Source organism: Varibaculum vaginae (genome assembly GCF_900604285.1).
GTDB lineage: Bacteria > Actinomycetota > Actinomycetes > Actinomycetales > Actinomycetaceae > Varibaculum > Varibaculum vaginae.
In genome coordinates this window covers 878293-895524 of the sequence record NZ_UWNY01000001.1, presented here as the reverse complement: position 1 = coordinate 895524, position 17232 = coordinate 878293, and the positions used below count along the sequence as shown (strand labels likewise).

At 51.3% G+C, this 17232-nt stretch carries 12 protein-coding genes; 6 read left to right on the top strand and 6 right to left on the bottom strand.

Annotated elements, in window-relative coordinates:
• Window positions 1–3: 3 nt before the first annotated feature.
• Window positions 4–498, bottom strand: a complete 495-nt coding sequence (locus tag EFB02_RS03805) for a DUF2505 domain-containing protein (protein WP_122820251.1) — start codon at window positions 496–498, stop codon at window positions 4–6.
• A gap of 146 nt (window positions 499–644) precedes the next feature.
• Here EFB02_RS03805 and EFB02_RS03800 point away from each other — a divergent pair, with 146 nt between their 5' ends.
• The 4 genes from EFB02_RS03800 to EFB02_RS03785 all read left to right on the top strand — a co-directional run bounded on the left by EFB02_RS03800 (window position 645) and on the right by EFB02_RS03785 (window position 5283).
• Complete coding sequence (locus EFB02_RS03800; RefSeq protein ID WP_122820250.1) at window positions 645–1475, top strand: hypothetical protein; 831 nt, start codon at window positions 645–647, stop codon at window positions 1473–1475.
• Between the two features lie 119 nt (window positions 1476–1594).
• Complete coding sequence (locus tag EFB02_RS03795) at window positions 1595–2389, top strand: thymidylate synthase (RefSeq protein ID WP_122820249.1); 795 nt, start codon at window positions 1595–1597, stop codon at window positions 2387–2389.
• Between the two features lie 10 nt (window positions 2390–2399).
• Window positions 2400–2924 carry a dihydrofolate reductase gene (locus EFB02_RS03790; RefSeq protein WP_438947132.1) on the top strand — a complete coding sequence of 175 codons (525 nt, stop codon included), beginning with the start codon at window positions 2400–2402 and terminating at the stop codon, window positions 2922–2924.
• A 67-nt stretch (window positions 2925–2991) separates the two neighbouring features.
• Window positions 2992–5283 carry a YhgE/Pip family protein gene (locus EFB02_RS03785; RefSeq protein WP_122820247.1) on the top strand — a complete coding sequence of 764 codons (2292 nt, stop codon included), beginning with the start codon at window positions 2992–2994 and terminating at the stop codon, window positions 5281–5283.
• Window positions 5284–5867: 584 nt separating this feature from the next.
• Here EFB02_RS03785 and EFB02_RS03775 read toward each other — a convergent pair.
• From EFB02_RS03775 to EFB02_RS03760, 4 genes are all read right to left on the bottom strand, one after another.
• The gene (locus EFB02_RS03775; RefSeq protein WP_122820245.1) at window positions 5868–8219 is read right to left on the bottom strand and encodes a YhgE/Pip domain-containing protein; all 2352 of its coding nucleotides are present in this window, start codon (window positions 8217–8219) and stop codon (window positions 5868–5870) included.
• On the bottom strand, window positions 8219–10888 hold the full coding sequence (locus EFB02_RS03770) for a YhgE/Pip domain-containing protein (protein WP_122820244.1): 2670 nt from the start codon (window positions 10886–10888) through the stop codon (window positions 8219–8221). Before EFB02_RS03770 ends, EFB02_RS03775 begins: the two co-directional genes overlap by 1 nt.
• A 252-nt stretch (window positions 10889–11140) precedes the next feature.
• On the bottom strand, window positions 11141–12838 hold the full coding sequence (locus tag EFB02_RS03765) for a PH domain-containing protein (protein WP_122820243.1): 1698 nt from the start codon (window positions 12836–12838) through the stop codon (window positions 11141–11143).
• Entirely contained in the window at window positions 12839–13339 is a 501-nt protein-coding gene (locus tag EFB02_RS03760; protein ID WP_122820242.1) for a PH domain-containing protein, read from the bottom strand. It abuts the gene before it with no gap.
• 284 nt (window positions 13340–13623) lie between these two features.
• Between EFB02_RS03760 and EFB02_RS03755 the strand changes: the two genes are divergently transcribed.
• A complete protein-coding gene (locus EFB02_RS03755; protein WP_122820241.1) occupies window positions 13624–15042 on the top strand; it encodes a sugar porter family MFS transporter in 1419 nt (472 codons plus the stop codon).
• Window positions 15043–15297: 255 nt separating this feature from the next.
• Here the strand turns inward: EFB02_RS03755 and EFB02_RS03750 are convergent, their stop codons facing one another.
• On the bottom strand, window positions 15298–15621 hold the full coding sequence (locus EFB02_RS03750; protein WP_122820240.1) for a hypothetical protein: 324 nt from the start codon (window positions 15619–15621) through the stop codon (window positions 15298–15300).
• A gap of 488 nt (window positions 15622–16109) precedes the next feature.
• Here EFB02_RS03750 and EFB02_RS03745 point away from each other — a divergent pair, with 488 nt between their 5' ends.
• The gene (locus EFB02_RS03745) at window positions 16110–17201 is read left to right on the top strand and encodes a phosphotransferase (protein ID WP_122820239.1); all 1092 of its coding nucleotides are present in this window, start codon (window positions 16110–16112) and stop codon (window positions 17199–17201) included.
• The last annotated feature ends 31 nt before the right edge of the window (window positions 17202–17232 follow it).

Here is a 17232-nt window from a genome sequence, read left to right as displayed (position 1 = left end):
GTGTTATTTAGCAAGCCAACGCTTCGCTGCTTCCTCTTCCCCATGAGCAAAATCCGGCAAGTGGGTAAGAATTTCACGTTCCACCTTGCCGCCAATAAGCGGGATATCCACTCTCAGATTTCCGTTGATTCGCCGCAAGCTTTGATTTCTACCTGTTCCGACAGACTCTAGAGAGGTTTCGGCCTGAACTCTCAGGGGAATTTTTTCCACTCGCAACTGTAACTCGCCTCGCGCGACCAGACCGGGACCTGGTTTGTCCCGCCATCTCTCTGTCACTTCGATTACTAGCTGATCTGGAAGTAGCTTCCCATAAGAAGAAGATATTTTAAACTGCTCAATATCCACTTTTACTCGTGAGATATAAGTTGCTGCCCCCATCGATTCCAGCTGCACCTGACATTGGGTTTCCGGTATTTGCGTCCAGCGAAATTCCAAAAAAGCTAAATCCGTTAGCATCCGTAAAACCTGCTCTGATGAGGTAGGATACCGAATCACCATTTCGAAATCCCGCAAACGCTGCCCCTTTCTTCCAAGCTATTTATTACATTCGGTCGCCACTTATAGCAGAGCCGATTAACCTGATAGCAACCAGTAATTATAATTCTACTCAGTTTCCACTACCAGTACGGCCAGGAGACCCTCAAATGATTGAGCTAAAAGTTCCCAAGTTTTTCAATCCCGCGGAGCGCGGCTCCCAAAAACAGATTGCCAAGGCACTGCGGGAGTCGGTGGCGAAAGCACGGAAAGCAACTAACTTTGGGGAAGTACTTGACGCGGTTCTAGATATTCCGAGCGAATATATTGACAATAAACTGTTACGGCTAGCCAAAGCACACCCCCACTCAGACCTGCACGAACTAGAGGAGATTTTAACCAAGCAGTATATTAAGCGCACTGCATACGCATCTTCGGCAGTGGGGGCAGGGGCGGCAGTTCCGGGAAGCGGAACGGGGATCGCCCTGGGGCTAACCGCTGGTGAACTGGCAGTATACGCAGTACAGACCACCAGTTTCATTTTGGGAGTTTCTCGCCTACACGGGGTGCATCCTCAAGATCGCGAACAGCGGCGCACCCTGGTGTTATCTAGCCTGCTAGGAGAAGACGGCGCAGAGATTGTTTCTGACCAGCTGGGGCTCCACACCATTAATTGGGCACGCGCTTCCCTAAAGAATCTTTCCTCTCCTACCTTGGGACAGGTAAATAAAGCCCTGATGAAATATGCATCGAAGAAACTGGCTCATCGCACCGCGGGAAGAATGCTTGGACGTTTGATTCCCTTTGGGATTGGTGCCGGGGTGGGTTATTTATCGGGCAAGGCGGTAGCGCGGCGAACCGTAGAGGGAGTACAGGCTGCTCTCGGGGAAAGCCGGGAGAAATCCGCTAGTGACCTAATGGTGGAATTGGCTCCGAGCATCGACTTAACTGCAATACCAAGCCCCTCCTCTGAGAGGAAGCCAGATTTCTTCACCGATTAGAAGGTTAAAATTTCCAGCCGCATTTCTGTTTGCCCTGATTGTTATGCTCAGCAGACTTCCGCGCAAAAACGCTAATAACCGGCTAGAATGTGGGCTAGTGACTAGCGAAAGGTGAGGGCATGATAGATAGGCAATACGAGGATTTACTAGCCAAGATTTTAGAAACTGGCAGCGAGAAAGCGGATCGTACCGGAACCGGAACCCGCTCCCTGTTTGGAGCCCAGCTACGCTATAACTTGGCGGAGTCTTTCCCCTTGATTACCACTAAACGGGTGTTTATGCGGGGAGTTGCCGAAGAATTATTCTGGTTCTTATCCGGCAGCTCTAATGTGCATCCCCTGCAGGAAAAAAAGGTTCACATCTGGGATGATTGGGCCGACGAAGAGGGCGAGTTAGGGCCAGTTTACGGAGTCCAGTGGCGTTCTTGGCCCAGTCCTCATGGCAATATCGACCAGATTGAGAACCTGCTTTCTACTATTAAGAACGATCCGTCCTCGCGCCGCATGCTGGTATCCGCCTGGAATGTTTCCGAACTAGATGAAATGGCGCTTGCCCCCTGCCACCTGCTATTCCAGACCTATGTAGCCGCTGGCCGCCTCTCTTTACAGGTTTATCAGCGTTCTTGCGATATGTTCCTGGGCGTTCCCTTCAATATTGCTTCCTATTCTTTGCTAACCCACATGCTGGCGCAGCAAAGCGGGTTAGACGTGGGAGATCTGATTTGGACCGGCGGGGATTGCCATATTTACAACAACCATTTGACTCAGGTACGCGAGCAGCTTTCCCGCGAGCCCTATCCCTTCCCCACTTTGTGTCTTAACCGTGCCGATAATCTTTACGCTTACCGCTGGGAAGATATCGAGATCGATAACTATCGTCACCACCCGACCATTAAGGCACCGATAGCGGTTTAGGAGGCAAGTGATGAAGATTGGCATGATCTGGGCACAGGCCGCACACCGGGTTATCGGGGATGGACAGAAAATGCTCTGGCACGTTCCCGCTGACTTTAAACACTTCAAAGCCACCACTATGGGCAGCCCAATCATTATGGGACGCCGTTCTTTTGAAGCTTTGGGAAAACAGCCTCTGCCAGGCAGGTTAAATATAGTTTTAACCTCTCAGGAGGGGTATCAGGCCGAGGGCGCGCAGATAGCGTCTTCTTTATCTCAGGCCACCCAGTTGGCGGCGACTTCGGGCGCGGAAATTTGCTGGATTACCGGCGGGGCGCGCCTTTACGAAGAGGGGATGAGAATCGCCGATGAACTGGCAGTTACCTACCTGGATTTAGATGTGGGAGACCACCCAGAATATGCTCATGCCCCCCAGATTTCCCCCCAACTTTGGCAGGTGAATGAGGAGCGTTCAGATAGTGAGTTTCGCCCTATATCTGGGGATTGCCGCTGGAAGCTGGTTTACTACCAAAAAATGGGGGTAAACCCCAATTAACACGATACGATACACCAGTGTATCGTATCCGTTTAGAAAGCAGTTACACCTGAATATCGGAGGCACGATGGGGAAGAAATCCCGTTGGAACACTATTTCTAACCTGATCGTAATTTTGGGCATCTTGGTGATCCCCCTAATGTATTCTGGCCTGTTTACCTGGGCGTATGAAGATCCCATGCAACGGGTGAACGTTTTGAAAGCCGCGGTGGTAAACCTGGATCAGCCAGCTACCGCCGCCACTGCAAATGGCGAAAAAACCCTGAATCTAGGAAAAAGCCTGGAAAAAGAACTCTACAAAGATGACGCTCCCGGCTTTGACTGGACGAAATCTTCCCTCCCGCAAGCCAAATCGGGACTGCAGGATGGCACCTATAAAGCATTGCTACTCATCCCCAACAATTTGTCCAGTTCCTACGCAAAACTTGCCGATCCGCAATTGCAGGTTCCCGATCAGAAAGCCCAGTTGGAGCTGCGCACAGATGACTCGGTTAACTATCTTCAGGGCACGATGGCAACATCTGCTGCTCTGGCATTACAAGCTGCCTTATCCCAAGAGGGCGCTGCCGGGTATATCGATCAACTTTTACTTTCCACTGGTCCCCTAAAAGAAGGATTCCTAGATGCTGCCTCTGGTGCTGGGCAACTGGTCGAGGGCGGAGACAAATTAGGAGACGGCACCGATACCCTGGTTGTAGGATTAGGTGAACTCGCGGATGGCAGCGTTAAAATCCGCAATGGCTCCCTGAAACTGCGAGATGGAATCACCGCCTATACCGGCGGAGTATCCAGTTTAAATTCTGGGATTAACCAGCTAAATAGCAATATGCCGAAGCTGGTTACGGGAGCCAAGCAAATTGACGGCGGCATTGACCAGATTCACCAACAAGTAGCGGCTATCCAGCCCGAAGTTAGCGCCCTAGCTAAAAGTGGAAACGACTTAGTCGATCTGTTAACCCCGCTTTCACAGGTCAATATCGATACCGTCAAAATTAACCATTTGTTGGACGAGCTTAAACAGACGGCAGAAAAATGCTCGCAGCTGCCCCCAGCGGCGCTTCCTTCCGCCCCGCCATGCCACTTGCTCTCTGAGATGGCAAACCAGCAGGGGCTAACTCTGAAACAACTATCCGAAAACATCACCAAAGGTCAAGGCCTAATAACCATGGCGGGCAAACTTTCCCAGGTTGATCCGCAAGAGCTCAAACACAAATTGAATGCGGCCGATCAGGGAGTAAAAGAACTTAACCGACAAACCGCTCTCAGCGGGAAAACTAACCTGGGACAGCAAAAACCTACCTTGCGAGATGGAACCTTCGCCCTCGCCAATGGGTTAGAACAGGCACAACAGGGAGTAGGCAAACTTGCTTCCGGGGCGGCAACCTTAGACAAAAATTCGGCGCAGCTGCGCCAGGGCGTAGGTGATCTGAGTGGTGGTCTTGATGCTTTTTCGCAGGGGGCAGGTAAGGCTTTCAAGGGCGGGAAGCAGCTTTCTAACGGAATTAGTAAACTAACCACAGGTGCCTCTAGCCTGGAGGAGGGGCTACGCGATGGCGCCAAACAGGTTCCCACCGTTGACCGGGGACAGGCAGAAAAAGTTTCTCAAGCGGCCAGTGGCGTGGCAAATGTAAAATCGGTGCGCCAAAATCCGGTAAATAATAATGGAGCCGGATTCGCTCCTTTCTTCATGGCCTTGTGTCTATGGATTGGCGGGATTGCCATCTTCCTGATTTTCCCCGCCTTAGATTTGCGCCGTCACCCCCAGGAAAGTTTCTGGCGTTGTGGTTTCCGCTCTATGTCCATCGGAGCACTATTTGGCGCGTTACAAGCGATTACGGTAGTGATTGGACTGCAACTATTCCTGAAGCTCAATGCCCAAAACTTCGGAGCCCTGATTTTAATAGCTGTATTAGCTTCTATCGGATATGTGGCAGTAAACCAGGCTTGCGTAGCAGCTTTGGGATACCGAGGACGCGCCCTGTCGGTAATCTTGCTGTGCTTGCAAATCACCTCGACCGGAGCTACTTTCCCGGTGGAAACTGCCCCCAAGTTCTTCCAGTTCCTTAGCCCACTGTTCCCCATGACCCATGTGGCGCGCACTATCCGTGCCGCGATTGCGGGCGGAGAACTACGCTTGGGCAAAGCGGTGGTGGTATTGGCAATCTGGACGTTAATATCTTGGCTCGTCAGCCTGATAGCGACAGCGCGCCGTAAAGGTCAGCGTCCTATGCCCTATGACCCGGCGTTAACCTTCAAGAAAGTTCCCCTGGTTTCTTCCCCGCTAGGCGGGGATTCCAAAAACAGCGTAGAAGATTTCGACCAGCGCACCCACCAAGCCAAAGAAAACTTGCCTAGCTGATTCTGCGTTGGCGCGGGGCTGGCTCGAAGCTGGCCGTGCGCGGGAAGGCTGGATTTTTCCTCCCGTTCAAGTAGGGGCGGGGGAAAAGTTTTTCCTCCTGCCCAAAATCCGAAAAGGCGTCGCCTTTTTAGAATTGCTTATTCAGCCCGGAAAAGTTCAGATTTATAACCATATATCCGGAAAATAGTCTTGTGATTACTAAGCTGTCTAGCCGACTCGGATAAAACTTTCCCCCGCCCCCGTTGCGATCAGCAGCCGGTCTTTCTCCGCGTACACACCTGCTTATTAGTGCCAACCCTGCCACAGTTTTCGCACGGTTAAGTAACTAGCGAAGTGGGCACGCTTTGCGAGGAGGCTAGGTTTTATCCGAGTGGGCGCGATGGGCATAAGAATTTGGAAAACGTCGCTACGTTTTCCAAATTCTTGGGCGGGAGGGAAAACCTAGCCTCCTCGCCTATACGGAAATAACATCACGAACGCTATTGTTCGGACACATGGTTACAAAATAACCAGCAAGAGCTTTTTGGGCAGGAGGAAAAACTTATTCCCGTGCTGGACTGATTGGGAGGCGCACTCTGCCTGGGCTACATGACTTTCGTTTTTTCCACCTCTTTGGCCATATCGTGGATCCGCCCGGCAATCGTACGCCGCAAAACTAGCCCCAGCACTAAGTTCGGAATCAGGAATACCAGGAGTATCACCAGGTTATAAGCAAAATCCCCCGCATAAATCCCGGCGATAGCCGAACGCATTAAGTTAATCGCATAGGTGGCGGGCAGCCAGGGACTGATCTTTTGGAACCATTGCGGCAATAGTTCCAACGGATAGGCTCCACCAGCGGCAGAAATCTGTAACACCAGTAACAACACCGCTAAGGCTTTACCCGCATTGGCAAGTGCTACCACCAAGGTATACACGATAACGGTAAAGACGGTGGAAATTACCCATCCTGTCAAGATCAGTAGGAAGGGATGGGCTGGTTTAATCTCCACAAACACAATCAGCCCAACCATCAGCAACGTGGATTGCGCCATCCCAATTACCCAGAACATAAAGTAGCGCCCCAGATACTCTTGAGCCCCGGTAAATATAGGCTTTTTTCCCGCGGATTTAGCGGCTGTTTTCGCCTCTGGAGTCGATACTGCTTCACTAGCTTCCGTGTCTGCCCTTTCCAACCGGGGCGATTCCTCCGCATTCGCATCCACTCCAGCGGCAGCATCAGGATCTTTTCGGGCTCCCCTACTGGCCAGGTAGCGTTTGCCCACATTCTCAGAAACGTCAGTACGCAGGAAAACCCCCGCCAGAAGCGCCCCCACCCACAGGGCTATAACGGTGAATAGTGGAGTCATCCCCACCCCAAAGGTGGCGACTGGGAACACCGCATTGCGTTTTACCGCTATGGGGGAAGAAATTAGGTGGGCAAAATCTTTGGGATCAGCCCCCAGCGTGGTGGCGATTTTTTTCAAGTCCCCTTGCACCTGGCTAGACGAAATCTGTTCCCGAGCCTGATTCAAGCGACGGGCTCCGTCACGCATCCGTTTCGCGGTATTGTCCAAGGTCTTTTGGGAACGACGCATACTCGCAATCATCCCGCCCGCACTGTCCGACAGATCGGCTTGCACCTCCTGCAGATAGGAACGGAAAACCTTCACATTTTTTCCAGCAGAATCCAGGTTTTTATGCAGGTTTTCAATCTGTGGCTGCAGGTTTTTCTCAAAATTGGATCGAGCAGTGGCGATAGCCTGTTGCGCCTCTGTTATGGCTTGGCGGGCTTTCTTTCTTAGGTCAGAATCGACAGTTACTCCCCTGCGCAGGTCAGATATAATACTGCCCAGTCGCTCCGACAGGATTTGTTGGCGAGCAATCGCCGCGTCCATCTCGGCCAACAAGCGGTCGACAGCCGGACCCTTCCCCTCTAAATCCGCCCCGTTCGGCCCCAACGCCTGCTCGAGTGTGTCCCGCGTCTGTTGGAAGCCAGCGATTTGTTTATCTAACATGGTCTTCAGCTGTGCGACTGTGTCCGCACTGCTTTGCCCGGCGCTATTGACCGAATCCAGCAATTTATCCAACTGTTTTCCCAGGTCAGAAAGATTGCTTTCTGCCAGTCTCACAGCATCGTCGAGGCGGGAGGATACGGATGCGAAGGGATTGGTGGTTCCGCCAGCGCCTTTTCTCCCGGAATCAAAGGTGGAGTCAACAGCCTCGTCAAAGGAGTCCTGCACCCCTGCAGCCAGCTGTTTTGCTCCGGTGGCCAGTGGCACCGCCGAACCTATCAAAGTAGACAGAGAACTGACGGTGTTTGCCCCGGAATTCAGTTCCGCAGAAAGGGTGTCGAGATGGTTACTCAACCTATCTAGAGCTACCTGAGCGTCAGCAGTGTCTAGATAGGAGGACACGTCTTCAGCAATACCTACGGCCACTTCTGCCAAGATTTGCGAAAAAGTCGTGTTGATTTGCGCGGTGACCCCCTGAGCGCCTTGCGTAGTGAGATTGGCTGAAAGCGGGTTCTTCTTTTCATTGGTGTGCAGCGTGATATTTGCCGGAGCAGCTCCGCCGGCATAAAACGTAAACATGGACTGTGAGAAATCTGCCGGCAATACAATTGTCGCGTAATATTCCCCCGAACGTGTACCCTCCAAAGCCTGATCTTTACTGGTTATTACCCAATCAAACTGGTCATTTACTGATAGTTCCTTGAGGACCATGTTCCCCACATTGACTTTAACGTTGAGTATTTTGCTGGTGTACCCCTCATCCGTGTTGGCCACGGCAATCTTCAGCCGTCCCGAATTTGAAAAAGGATCCCAGGTAGCTAGCACATTGAACCAGGTGAAGAACATGGGCACGACAATCAACAGTACCAGGGAAATCCGAACCATGATGCTGCTGCGAATCTGACGGAAATCATCTCGGATGATGAAAAGTATTTCGTTCATCACAGCTCCTCGCTCATTGCGGAGGCATCGGTTTCGCCAGCCGGCTGCTCAGAACTATCATCCGCAGCGTCTGCCAGCACAGACGCGCTAAGGAGGTGACGTTTACTGCGACTACGATAATGTCCGCTACTGCGGCTCTCCGCTCGATTTTCGGTTTTGCCGGCATTCGCTCCTCGCTGGCGAGCTAGACTCTCGAAAAGTTCATCTTCTGTCAGATGTGACAGTCTCTCGGCTCGTTCGATGGAGCTCTTTAGTACCACTAGGCCAACCAGAGTCCCCATGATGGCCACTCCCCAAATCGCTACTATACCCAGGAGCACTGGCTTGCTGGCGGAGGTGAGCCAGGAAATCATCCCGAGCGCGACCAGCCCTAAAATCCCCACGCTACTCAGTCCATTGATCAAAGCGGGATAGCGGGCATTGAACTCTTCTTGACGTAGCCGGATACGGGTGGAAAACTCTTTCCGGTTAGCCAGTAGCGCAATGATGTTACTCAAGCGGTAACCACGACTTTGTAGCTGAACGTCTTCATTTACAACCAGTTCAGTACGAGCCAAATCATCGTAGAACAGCTGGGTGAAGTAACCGAAACGACGTCTCCCCACAAGACCCAGCAGGAACATGGTTACACTCATAAGCAATAAAACCGCCATCACATGCCAGAAACGCCCGTGATAGAACCCACCGATAGTTTCTCGGATCGCATCGATGCCGTAAGAAAACGGGAGCATTGGGGATAGCTGGCGGAAAAATCTGGGCATAAGCTCGATTGGATAGATACCCGAGGCGCCGGGAATCTGCAACACCACCAGCAAAATTGCCAGGGCGCGTCCCACGTGACTAAACGCAGCTGCTAAAGCATAGATAATTGCCAAATAACACGGGCCGATCTGCATGGAGGTAGCAATGAAAGCGGGAGCGCTGGCTACTTTCACTCCCAACAGCAAACTGCCTACGCTAACAATCAGTCCCTGCCCTATGGACAGCACCCCGGAGAGCATGAATCGCCCCAGATAAGCCGAGCGCAAGCTCAACCAGTCAAAGCCTTCTTTATCAACTTCTACCCGGAAAATTATGACCAGAATAAGTGCACCAATCCACAGGGAGAGATTGATAAACATGGCCGCCATTCCCGAACCATAAGAGTTGATAGGAAAGAGCGTCTGCTGGTCGAATTTTACTGGTGAGGTTAGGTAGCGTCCGATATTGGTTGGATCGAGCCCCATGACTGTTTTCAAAGTTCCCGTCCGGAGCGCAGTCGCCAGAGTCGCAACATCGGTTTGCGCCCCACTAGCCGTCTTGGAAAGCGTGCTCAGGTTTCCCTGCACCTGATCAAGCACATTTTGGGTATCCGTAATCTGGTCATCGACTCCGTGGGTCAGCGCCGAAATTTCCTTCAGGGAAATCCGTGCGGTACTCACCGCGGATTTAATGGCTCCCAGCTGCGCCGATAGCCGCGTCACCTGGGAGTTTAACTGAGATGCGGTTCGAGTGGACTGTTCCCGTAGACCAGTGGCAGCATGTTGTGCGTCTGCCTGAGCCTGATCAAAGGATTTCATCAGTGCCTGCAAATCCTTGCTAGCCTTGGTGGCATCTGACCCGGTTTTCCCGACTTTGGCGAGCAAGTCCTGCATTTCGTTCAGCTGGGATTGCAACTTAGTCGCGAGCTTTTGTGTCTGCGGGAATCCTTCCAAAACCGCAATATGCTCGCGCATTTTTTCTATCGAAGTATTTGCCCTCTTAATACCGGATTGCAGCTGCGAGTCTATTTCGGTGAGTTTATTGCTAGCATTTGATACCGCCGAATCTGCCGCCGCCGAGGATTCATTGAGTGCTTTTTGGGCGTTAATACTGGCTTGCCCGGCCACAGCAGCAAATTCGGAAGCATCGGAGAGCACCGTCCCTAAAATTCCTTGTGCATCGCTTAAAGCCGCAGAAACATCAGCCAATACCGGGTCAGCTGCCGCCAGCGTATCCCGGACTTTTTTCATAGTCTGTAAAGATCCCGTCAAAGACGCACTGGCGGAATCCAAGGTGGCTTGTGCGTCGGCCAGATCCCGGTTAATACCGCTCAAAGCATCTAAAGCACTGCCCTGAGCACCGACAACATTCGCGTCAATTCCTAAGGCGCCGTCGTGCAAAGCCTGTGCAATCACCTCTCCAACCTGTCCTCGGAAAGTTGACGTAATTTGAATATCGAGCTCATTTGCTCCCGCATCAGTAATTTTTGGAGCAATAGCTCCTTTCTTTTCATTCACGTTGTATTCGATGGTCGGCTGATGGAGTTGGCCACTAAAAATATCGACTAAATCTTTACTAAAAGTCTTGGGGATAACAAAAGTCGCATAAACTTCCCCGGTTCTGATTTTGTGATTAGCGGTGGCTTGATCTGTAAACTGCCAGCCAAGCTGCTTATTCTCTGACAATTTGTCGACTACCAGCTCGCCAACATTAAGCTCACCAGTTAGTGCGGATTCCGTTCCCACATCGTTATTCACTACCGCTATGGGCAGGTTTTCCGTCGCGGTGTAGGGGTTCCAAAAGGCCAAAATATTCAGCCAAGTGTACAGGGCTGGGGTGACCAAGATACCGATGATGATAATCAAGGATCGCGGAACCGCAAAAATCCGCTTGACGTCACGCGTCAACACCCGCCAGCTATCTTTCATCCTGCAATCATATCCTGGCGTTCAAATTCCGACATTTCGTACAGCAGTCCCTCTCAAATCCCATCCGGAAAAATCTGGGTCTACATAAGTTTTGCACGTTCACCGCCGGATTCGGGTCAGAGGCACGCGCGTTGTCACCATCTTTTTTAGCCGGAAACACGCTTTTTAGCCTCCTGTTAACAATCTCCATTCACGCTGCAGCGAGAAAATTGGGGTTCCCGGAGTATCTTTATCGAGCCAGCCCCGCCGGAACTAGCAGAATTCGCTACCCATAGGGCGGAGGGTTTGCAGCATGCGCTCCGCCCACTGGGCGTTTGGTTCCACCCGGGAACGCACCTTCGAGGCGGCCAGTTCATCAGTGGCCAGCTGCGCTGCTACCTGTGCATCTAGATGCTTAACCTTCATTGTGGCAGTGCCAGGCACTAAATCTAGGCGCACCCCTGCCACTCCCAGATGCCGCTGGATGGGACCGGCGCTGGTAGTTACCGATTGGGCACGTTCGTGGGGCGCGAAGGTGACTTTGCGCCGTAGCCATCCGTCCCGGTAGATCAGCACGGTATCAGTGACAGCAAAAGCGCGGCGCATGCGGGAAAGAGGATCTAGAATCTTGGCTTTTTCGCTGCAAGGAGTGAATATAACTTTCGATTCCAAATCTGAGTTCTTGCCATTGAAAGCTGCCTGCAGCAGTTTTTCGGTTTCTACGCCCTCACTGGCCCCTAAATCTCGGATTGCCATCTGCAAAATAACTTTTGCCTGTCCCAAGGTCCCCACGGGCAGAAGTAGGTTATCAGCGGCTTGTTTCTTCTGGTTGCCGCTGGTTTCTAATCCATGCCCAGCAAGGGTAACTTCTGCCTGCCACCAGCCGAAAGGTCTCCACAGTAGCGGCTGGATAAACCGGATGGCATGAATACGTCCTGGTGGCAGCGTCTGCGACTTTAGTGCCAATAGACCCGAGGTGATCCGGATGCCGTCGTGAGTAATATTGGCACTGAAATTGAAACCGGAGTTAAAACGTGACCAGGCATAAGACAGGATCATCAGGGGAATAATTCCAATGGAAATAATGGTGGGGATAACACTTCCCGCGACTAGCCCCTGCACAGTTAGATCCGCCATTATGAACAGCACGATAGCGCAAATCGCTACAATCAGCGACATTACCAGCAACCATACCGTTTGGGAAGTCAACAGTATGGAGGCTATCAGGCGTCCTGGTGAAACCCGGTAAACTTCATACTCATCCCGGTCTAGACGGTAATCGTCCTCGGCAAAAAGATCCGTGCCGGCCAGGCCTTTAGCTCCCGTCTGTCGAGAGGTTTCATCAGTGAGGGAACGCCCAGCTATGCGAGCGACAACTTCTCGCCGGGCTTGATCTAAATATTTATTGGTGAGGAACTGGATTTCTACCCGCGATCCTTGGCCACCCGCCGACTCCACCCGCAACTCTCCCAAGCCAAAAATACGGGCAGCTAACGGCCGATAGACATCTACTGATTGCACCCGATCTAGGGGAATCTTGCGGTGTTTTTTAAAGAAAATACCCCGCCGATATTGCACGTCCTCGGCGGTTATTTTCCAGGAAGTTGCTCGCCAGGCCAAATATAGGTAAATAAGAACCAGAAGCAGAATCCCCAACAACCCCCCTATTACTGGGAATACTAGCCCTGAGTGCTCTGGTATCCCCTTCCGAATTCCCTGGATTAGCTTTATCAGGTTATCTAGCGATTGCGTCAGCGCCACCGCCACGATTACTACCAGCGCCTGCCAGACTTGTAACAGCGGGGTAAGCCAGTGTACTGGACGCCAAGTAGAGTTTTGAGTCTTAGCGCCCACAGCACCGCTGCCAGTAGCTTCTATTGGCGTCTGTCCTCCTCCATACGCTGGGAGAGGGAAATCTGTCGATACTTCCTCGGAATTCGAAAGGGTAAAGTCTGAGTTCTGAGCGACCATTTAAATTCCTTCGAGGTTACTTTCAGCCAGTTCGGCGATTTGTTCCCGTAGCTGGGCGGCCTGTTCGCGGGGTATTCCCGGTAGCTCTGCATCCGTATTTGCCGAGGCTGTATGTAATTTTACCTGCGCGATTCCAAAATGACGTGCAACGGGACCTTCTTCTACATCTACGTATTGCAACCTACCCAGCGGAACTACGGTTAGAGACTTAAACATTATCCCCTTACGAATCTGCAGATCAGTTCCGGTTACTGCCCACCCCATAGCGCGCACCTGTCGAGGGATCAGCCACAAAAGCCAGAGCACTATGACCACTGCCACCACGATTAGCAACAAACCAACCCACTTGTGCGGCAATAAGAAAAATAAAACAATCGCCACCGCAGCTGAGCAAAGCAGGAAAAACGCCACCGCTGCCAGACGCACCTTTATAAGTTCCAAAGAAACTGGCCGGAACCGTACTCCTTCCGGCGCAAACGGATCTAAGCGAGAAGAAGCCATTGCAAGTCCTTTTTCCTTTTACTATAACAAACCATCACTCCCTGCAACTAGCACAGAGATATTTACATTTTAAAGCAATTTGCCGTTTTCTATTGACACGCATTAACTATTAGTGCAATGATTGCTCACATCGGCTTTAACGCGTGTTAATTAGTTCTAGGGAGAGCTAATTTCCCGGGGTTAGACGATACCGAAAATAAAAATTTTGCACCCCGGCAAAAGCTGGATGCAATCGGCAAAGGAGCCTAAGTTTGCCGAACAAAGATATGGAGGCACATACATAGATGAGTGAGAACACCACTACCAATGGGGGGAATGGACTTCCGCCGCTAACGGCCGGCTCACACAATCGCCGCATCGGAATAATCTCCGTCGTAGTTACTTTCGGCGGACTGCTCTTCGGTTACGATACCGGGGTTATCAATGGGGCACTAAAACCGATGACAGAGCAGTTCGGGATTCAAGCACTCGGGGAAGGTTTTATTACCGCCTCGCTCCTCCTCGGCGCAGCTATTGGAGCCGCTGCAGGTGGTCGCCTAGCCGACCGTTTTGGACGCAAACCCACAATTCAATACCTGGCAGTGCTATTTTTCTTTTCTACCTTGGGCACAGTTTTTGCACCGGAAATAGTGGTAATGGTTTGCGCCCGCTTTTTCCTAGGGCTGGCAGTAGGCGCCGCCTCCACCCTAGTCCCTGTTTACCTATCTGAGTTATCCCCCACCGAAAGACGTGGGGTACTGAGTGGGCGAAACGAATTTGCAATCGTTGCCGGACAGCTATTGGCGTTCACTATTAATGCCATTATTGCTTCCACCATGTCATTTTCATGGACCTGGCGAGTAATGCTCGCCGTGTGTGCCATACCGGCCGTATGCCTATTCATTGGCATGTTTAAAGTACCAGAATCTCCCCGTTGGCTTGTTAACCAAGGACATTACGACGAAGCGTTAGCAGTTCTTATGGAGGTACGAAACGAGGATCGCGCTCACGCTGAACTCTCAGCCATTAAGGCAGAGGCGGAAGCAGAGGCCTCTTTAGAAAAGGCGGGATTTGCCGACCTAAAGACTCCCTGGATACTACGCCTGGTTCTAATCGGAGTGGGATTGGGGATCTGCCAGCAACTACCAGGGCACAACTCAATCATGTACTACGGATCTCAGGTATTGGAAATGGCCGGATTTGGACATCAGGCCGCAGTAGTGGCCAACGTGGCTAACGGAGTGCTTGCGGTAGTCGGCACCGGATTATGCTTCGTCCTAATCGACCGTTTCACCCGGCGACAAATGATTCTAACCGGATTCGCCCTAACCACTTTGATGCATATCCTAATCACAACTACCCAATGGTTCCTACCCGACGGAACCCCTAAAGCTATCGTAACCATGATCTTTATGGTGCTTTTTATCGGCTGCATGCAATGTTTCTTGAACATGCCAATGTGGGTTCTAATGTCAGAAATATTCCCACAACGTCTGCGCGGCCTAGGAATGGGGTTATCAGTCTTTGCCTTGTGGATCATGAACACCATCATTACCTTCTTATTCCCCATCTTGGCAGAAGATTTCGGCCTAAAAGGCACCTTCCTGATGTTCGCCATTATCGGCTTCCTCGCCTGGTTCTGGCTATACCGTTACGCCCCCGAAACTCACGGGCGCAGCTTGGAAGAACTCGAGCAATCATTCAAAGCCGGTAATTACCGCTAACAACTAAATACTATTTCCTAACTCCTTACACATTTCGGGGCTCACCAAAGGGTGAGCCCCGAAATTTTTTACCATTCCCCGCGACATCAGCAATTCCCGCAAAAGTTACACCAGTAATTTCAAAACGCTTTTTACTGGTTTCTAACCATTGTGGAGGCCTCATTGCTACAAGCTACGTCCATAGAGCACCCAATAGACATGAAAAACCCCGGGCAGTTGAGGGGCGCCCGGGGTTTTATCAGGTAGTAAGAGGATCTACCCAATCATGAAGGAACGTGTAAGGCTAATAGCACCGGCCGCGCCGATACCGCCCAAGATAACAATTCCGGCAAGGGAGCCGGCGCCGCCCATGCGGTCAATCGCGGAGAGATTGTTGGCCGCATAAGCTGAAGCATCTACATCGTTAGCGGCTAGGTTTCCACTAACTTCGGTCGTGCGAGCCTGAATCTGAACGGAAGTCTGCACACCATCATTAGACAGCCCTTCGGCAGCCTGCGCGGTGAGCACTCCCGCAGGAATCAAAGCTGCGGCGGCAATCCCGCAAGCAGCCATCTTCTTAACCGAAGATCCCTTGTTCATTTCAGTCTCCCTCACGACCTGAATTCTTTCTTGTTGGTATTAATGTTACCACTCGGTCAAATGAAAGCAAGTTAACCGCCATAAAATATAGGTGATCTACCTCACAACCAATAAAAACCTACGTACTGGAAAGTAAGAAAATTTCAATAAAAACCCTCTTAGCCAGTACTGTTAAAGAAATTTTGAATTACAAAAAAACTAAACCCCCAATACTTACCGGCCGGTAAGTATTGGGGATGACAGCAAACACAGAGCTAAAAACAGTAATTTTATGGACGTTATTTAATAACTTTTTCATCACTTCAAATCTTTTAGTGCCCCCACCCACATAATTAGCTGTTAGTTTCTCCGCCTTGAATGTCCAATCACCACACTGCGAATACCCATGGGCAATTACTTTCCCTGTAGAAAACAGCAAAATGCCAGACTACCCCTGCTAGTTAATCCCCGAAACGCCCCCTACTTGATAATCTAAAACCGTGAATGACATGGATGATTTCCTTCCCCTGGCCGCAATGGCAGCTGCCGCAATGCCAGATAACGACTTCGTATCGCTTTGTTTACCCCGTTATAAAACCGACGATCTGCGCGTATGTGCAGTACAAGACGCGGCCGAACGCAAATGGCTAGTTACCAATCCCTCTACTGAACAACGAGATCAAGAACTGCAAATCCAGAGCCGGATTATGCAGGCACTAGCCCATGACGGCGCGCGTTTACCTTTCTCCCTGCCCTGGCCGGCACACTCGGTACGGGTCATAGGCGGAAAGCACGCCTTAGTTCATGCGGCTTTCTCCGGCAGACCGCTGAGTCAAGAAGATTTAACCGTCTCCGATAAACTCGCTGAATCTCTAGGAAACGCCTTGGCATCCCTACACGACTTGCCGGCACGGATTCTACAAGCTGCCGAGCGCCCAATTTTTAGCGCCGACCAGATTCGTCGCCGTTGGTTAAATTTATTGGATGAGGGCGCCACCACCCGATCCATCCCTCCCCGTTTGTGGCAACGCTGGGAGGAACGCCTCGAGGATGTTTCCCTCTGGCGTTTTCCGCCGGCTTTTATCCACGCAGATTTACAGGAGCCATACCTCTATACAAAAGACGAAGTGATTACCGGTATTACCGGTTTTGGCAATGCCCAATTTGGCGATCCTGCCCGCGACCTAGCCTGGGTAGTATCCTCCTCTTCTGATGAGTTCGCAAAGAGAATGCTCAATGCCTACCGTAAACTACGTCTGAGTGAAGACCCTAAGCTAAACGCGCGCATCGAACTCAACTCCGAGCTGGTGCTACTGGAATGGCTGCTGCATGGGGTACAAGAGAACAACGAAGAAATCATAGCTGATGCCCGGCAGTTAATCGCGCAATTGGCAGACACCTTGGATAACACCGGGTTACTGCCCGCGCTCCGCGAGGATTTTACCTCCAAAAAAGCAGATAAACTGCCGGAAACCAGCACAGACAACCTTAAGGAAACTGAAGAAAACACCACGGAAATATCCCCTCAGACGGTGGCAATACCCGCTGACGATACCTCCTCTTCCGCTAATGAGGACACGCAGTCAGACCCCAGCATTTAACGGTTTACATCTTCCTCGCGATAAAACCAGC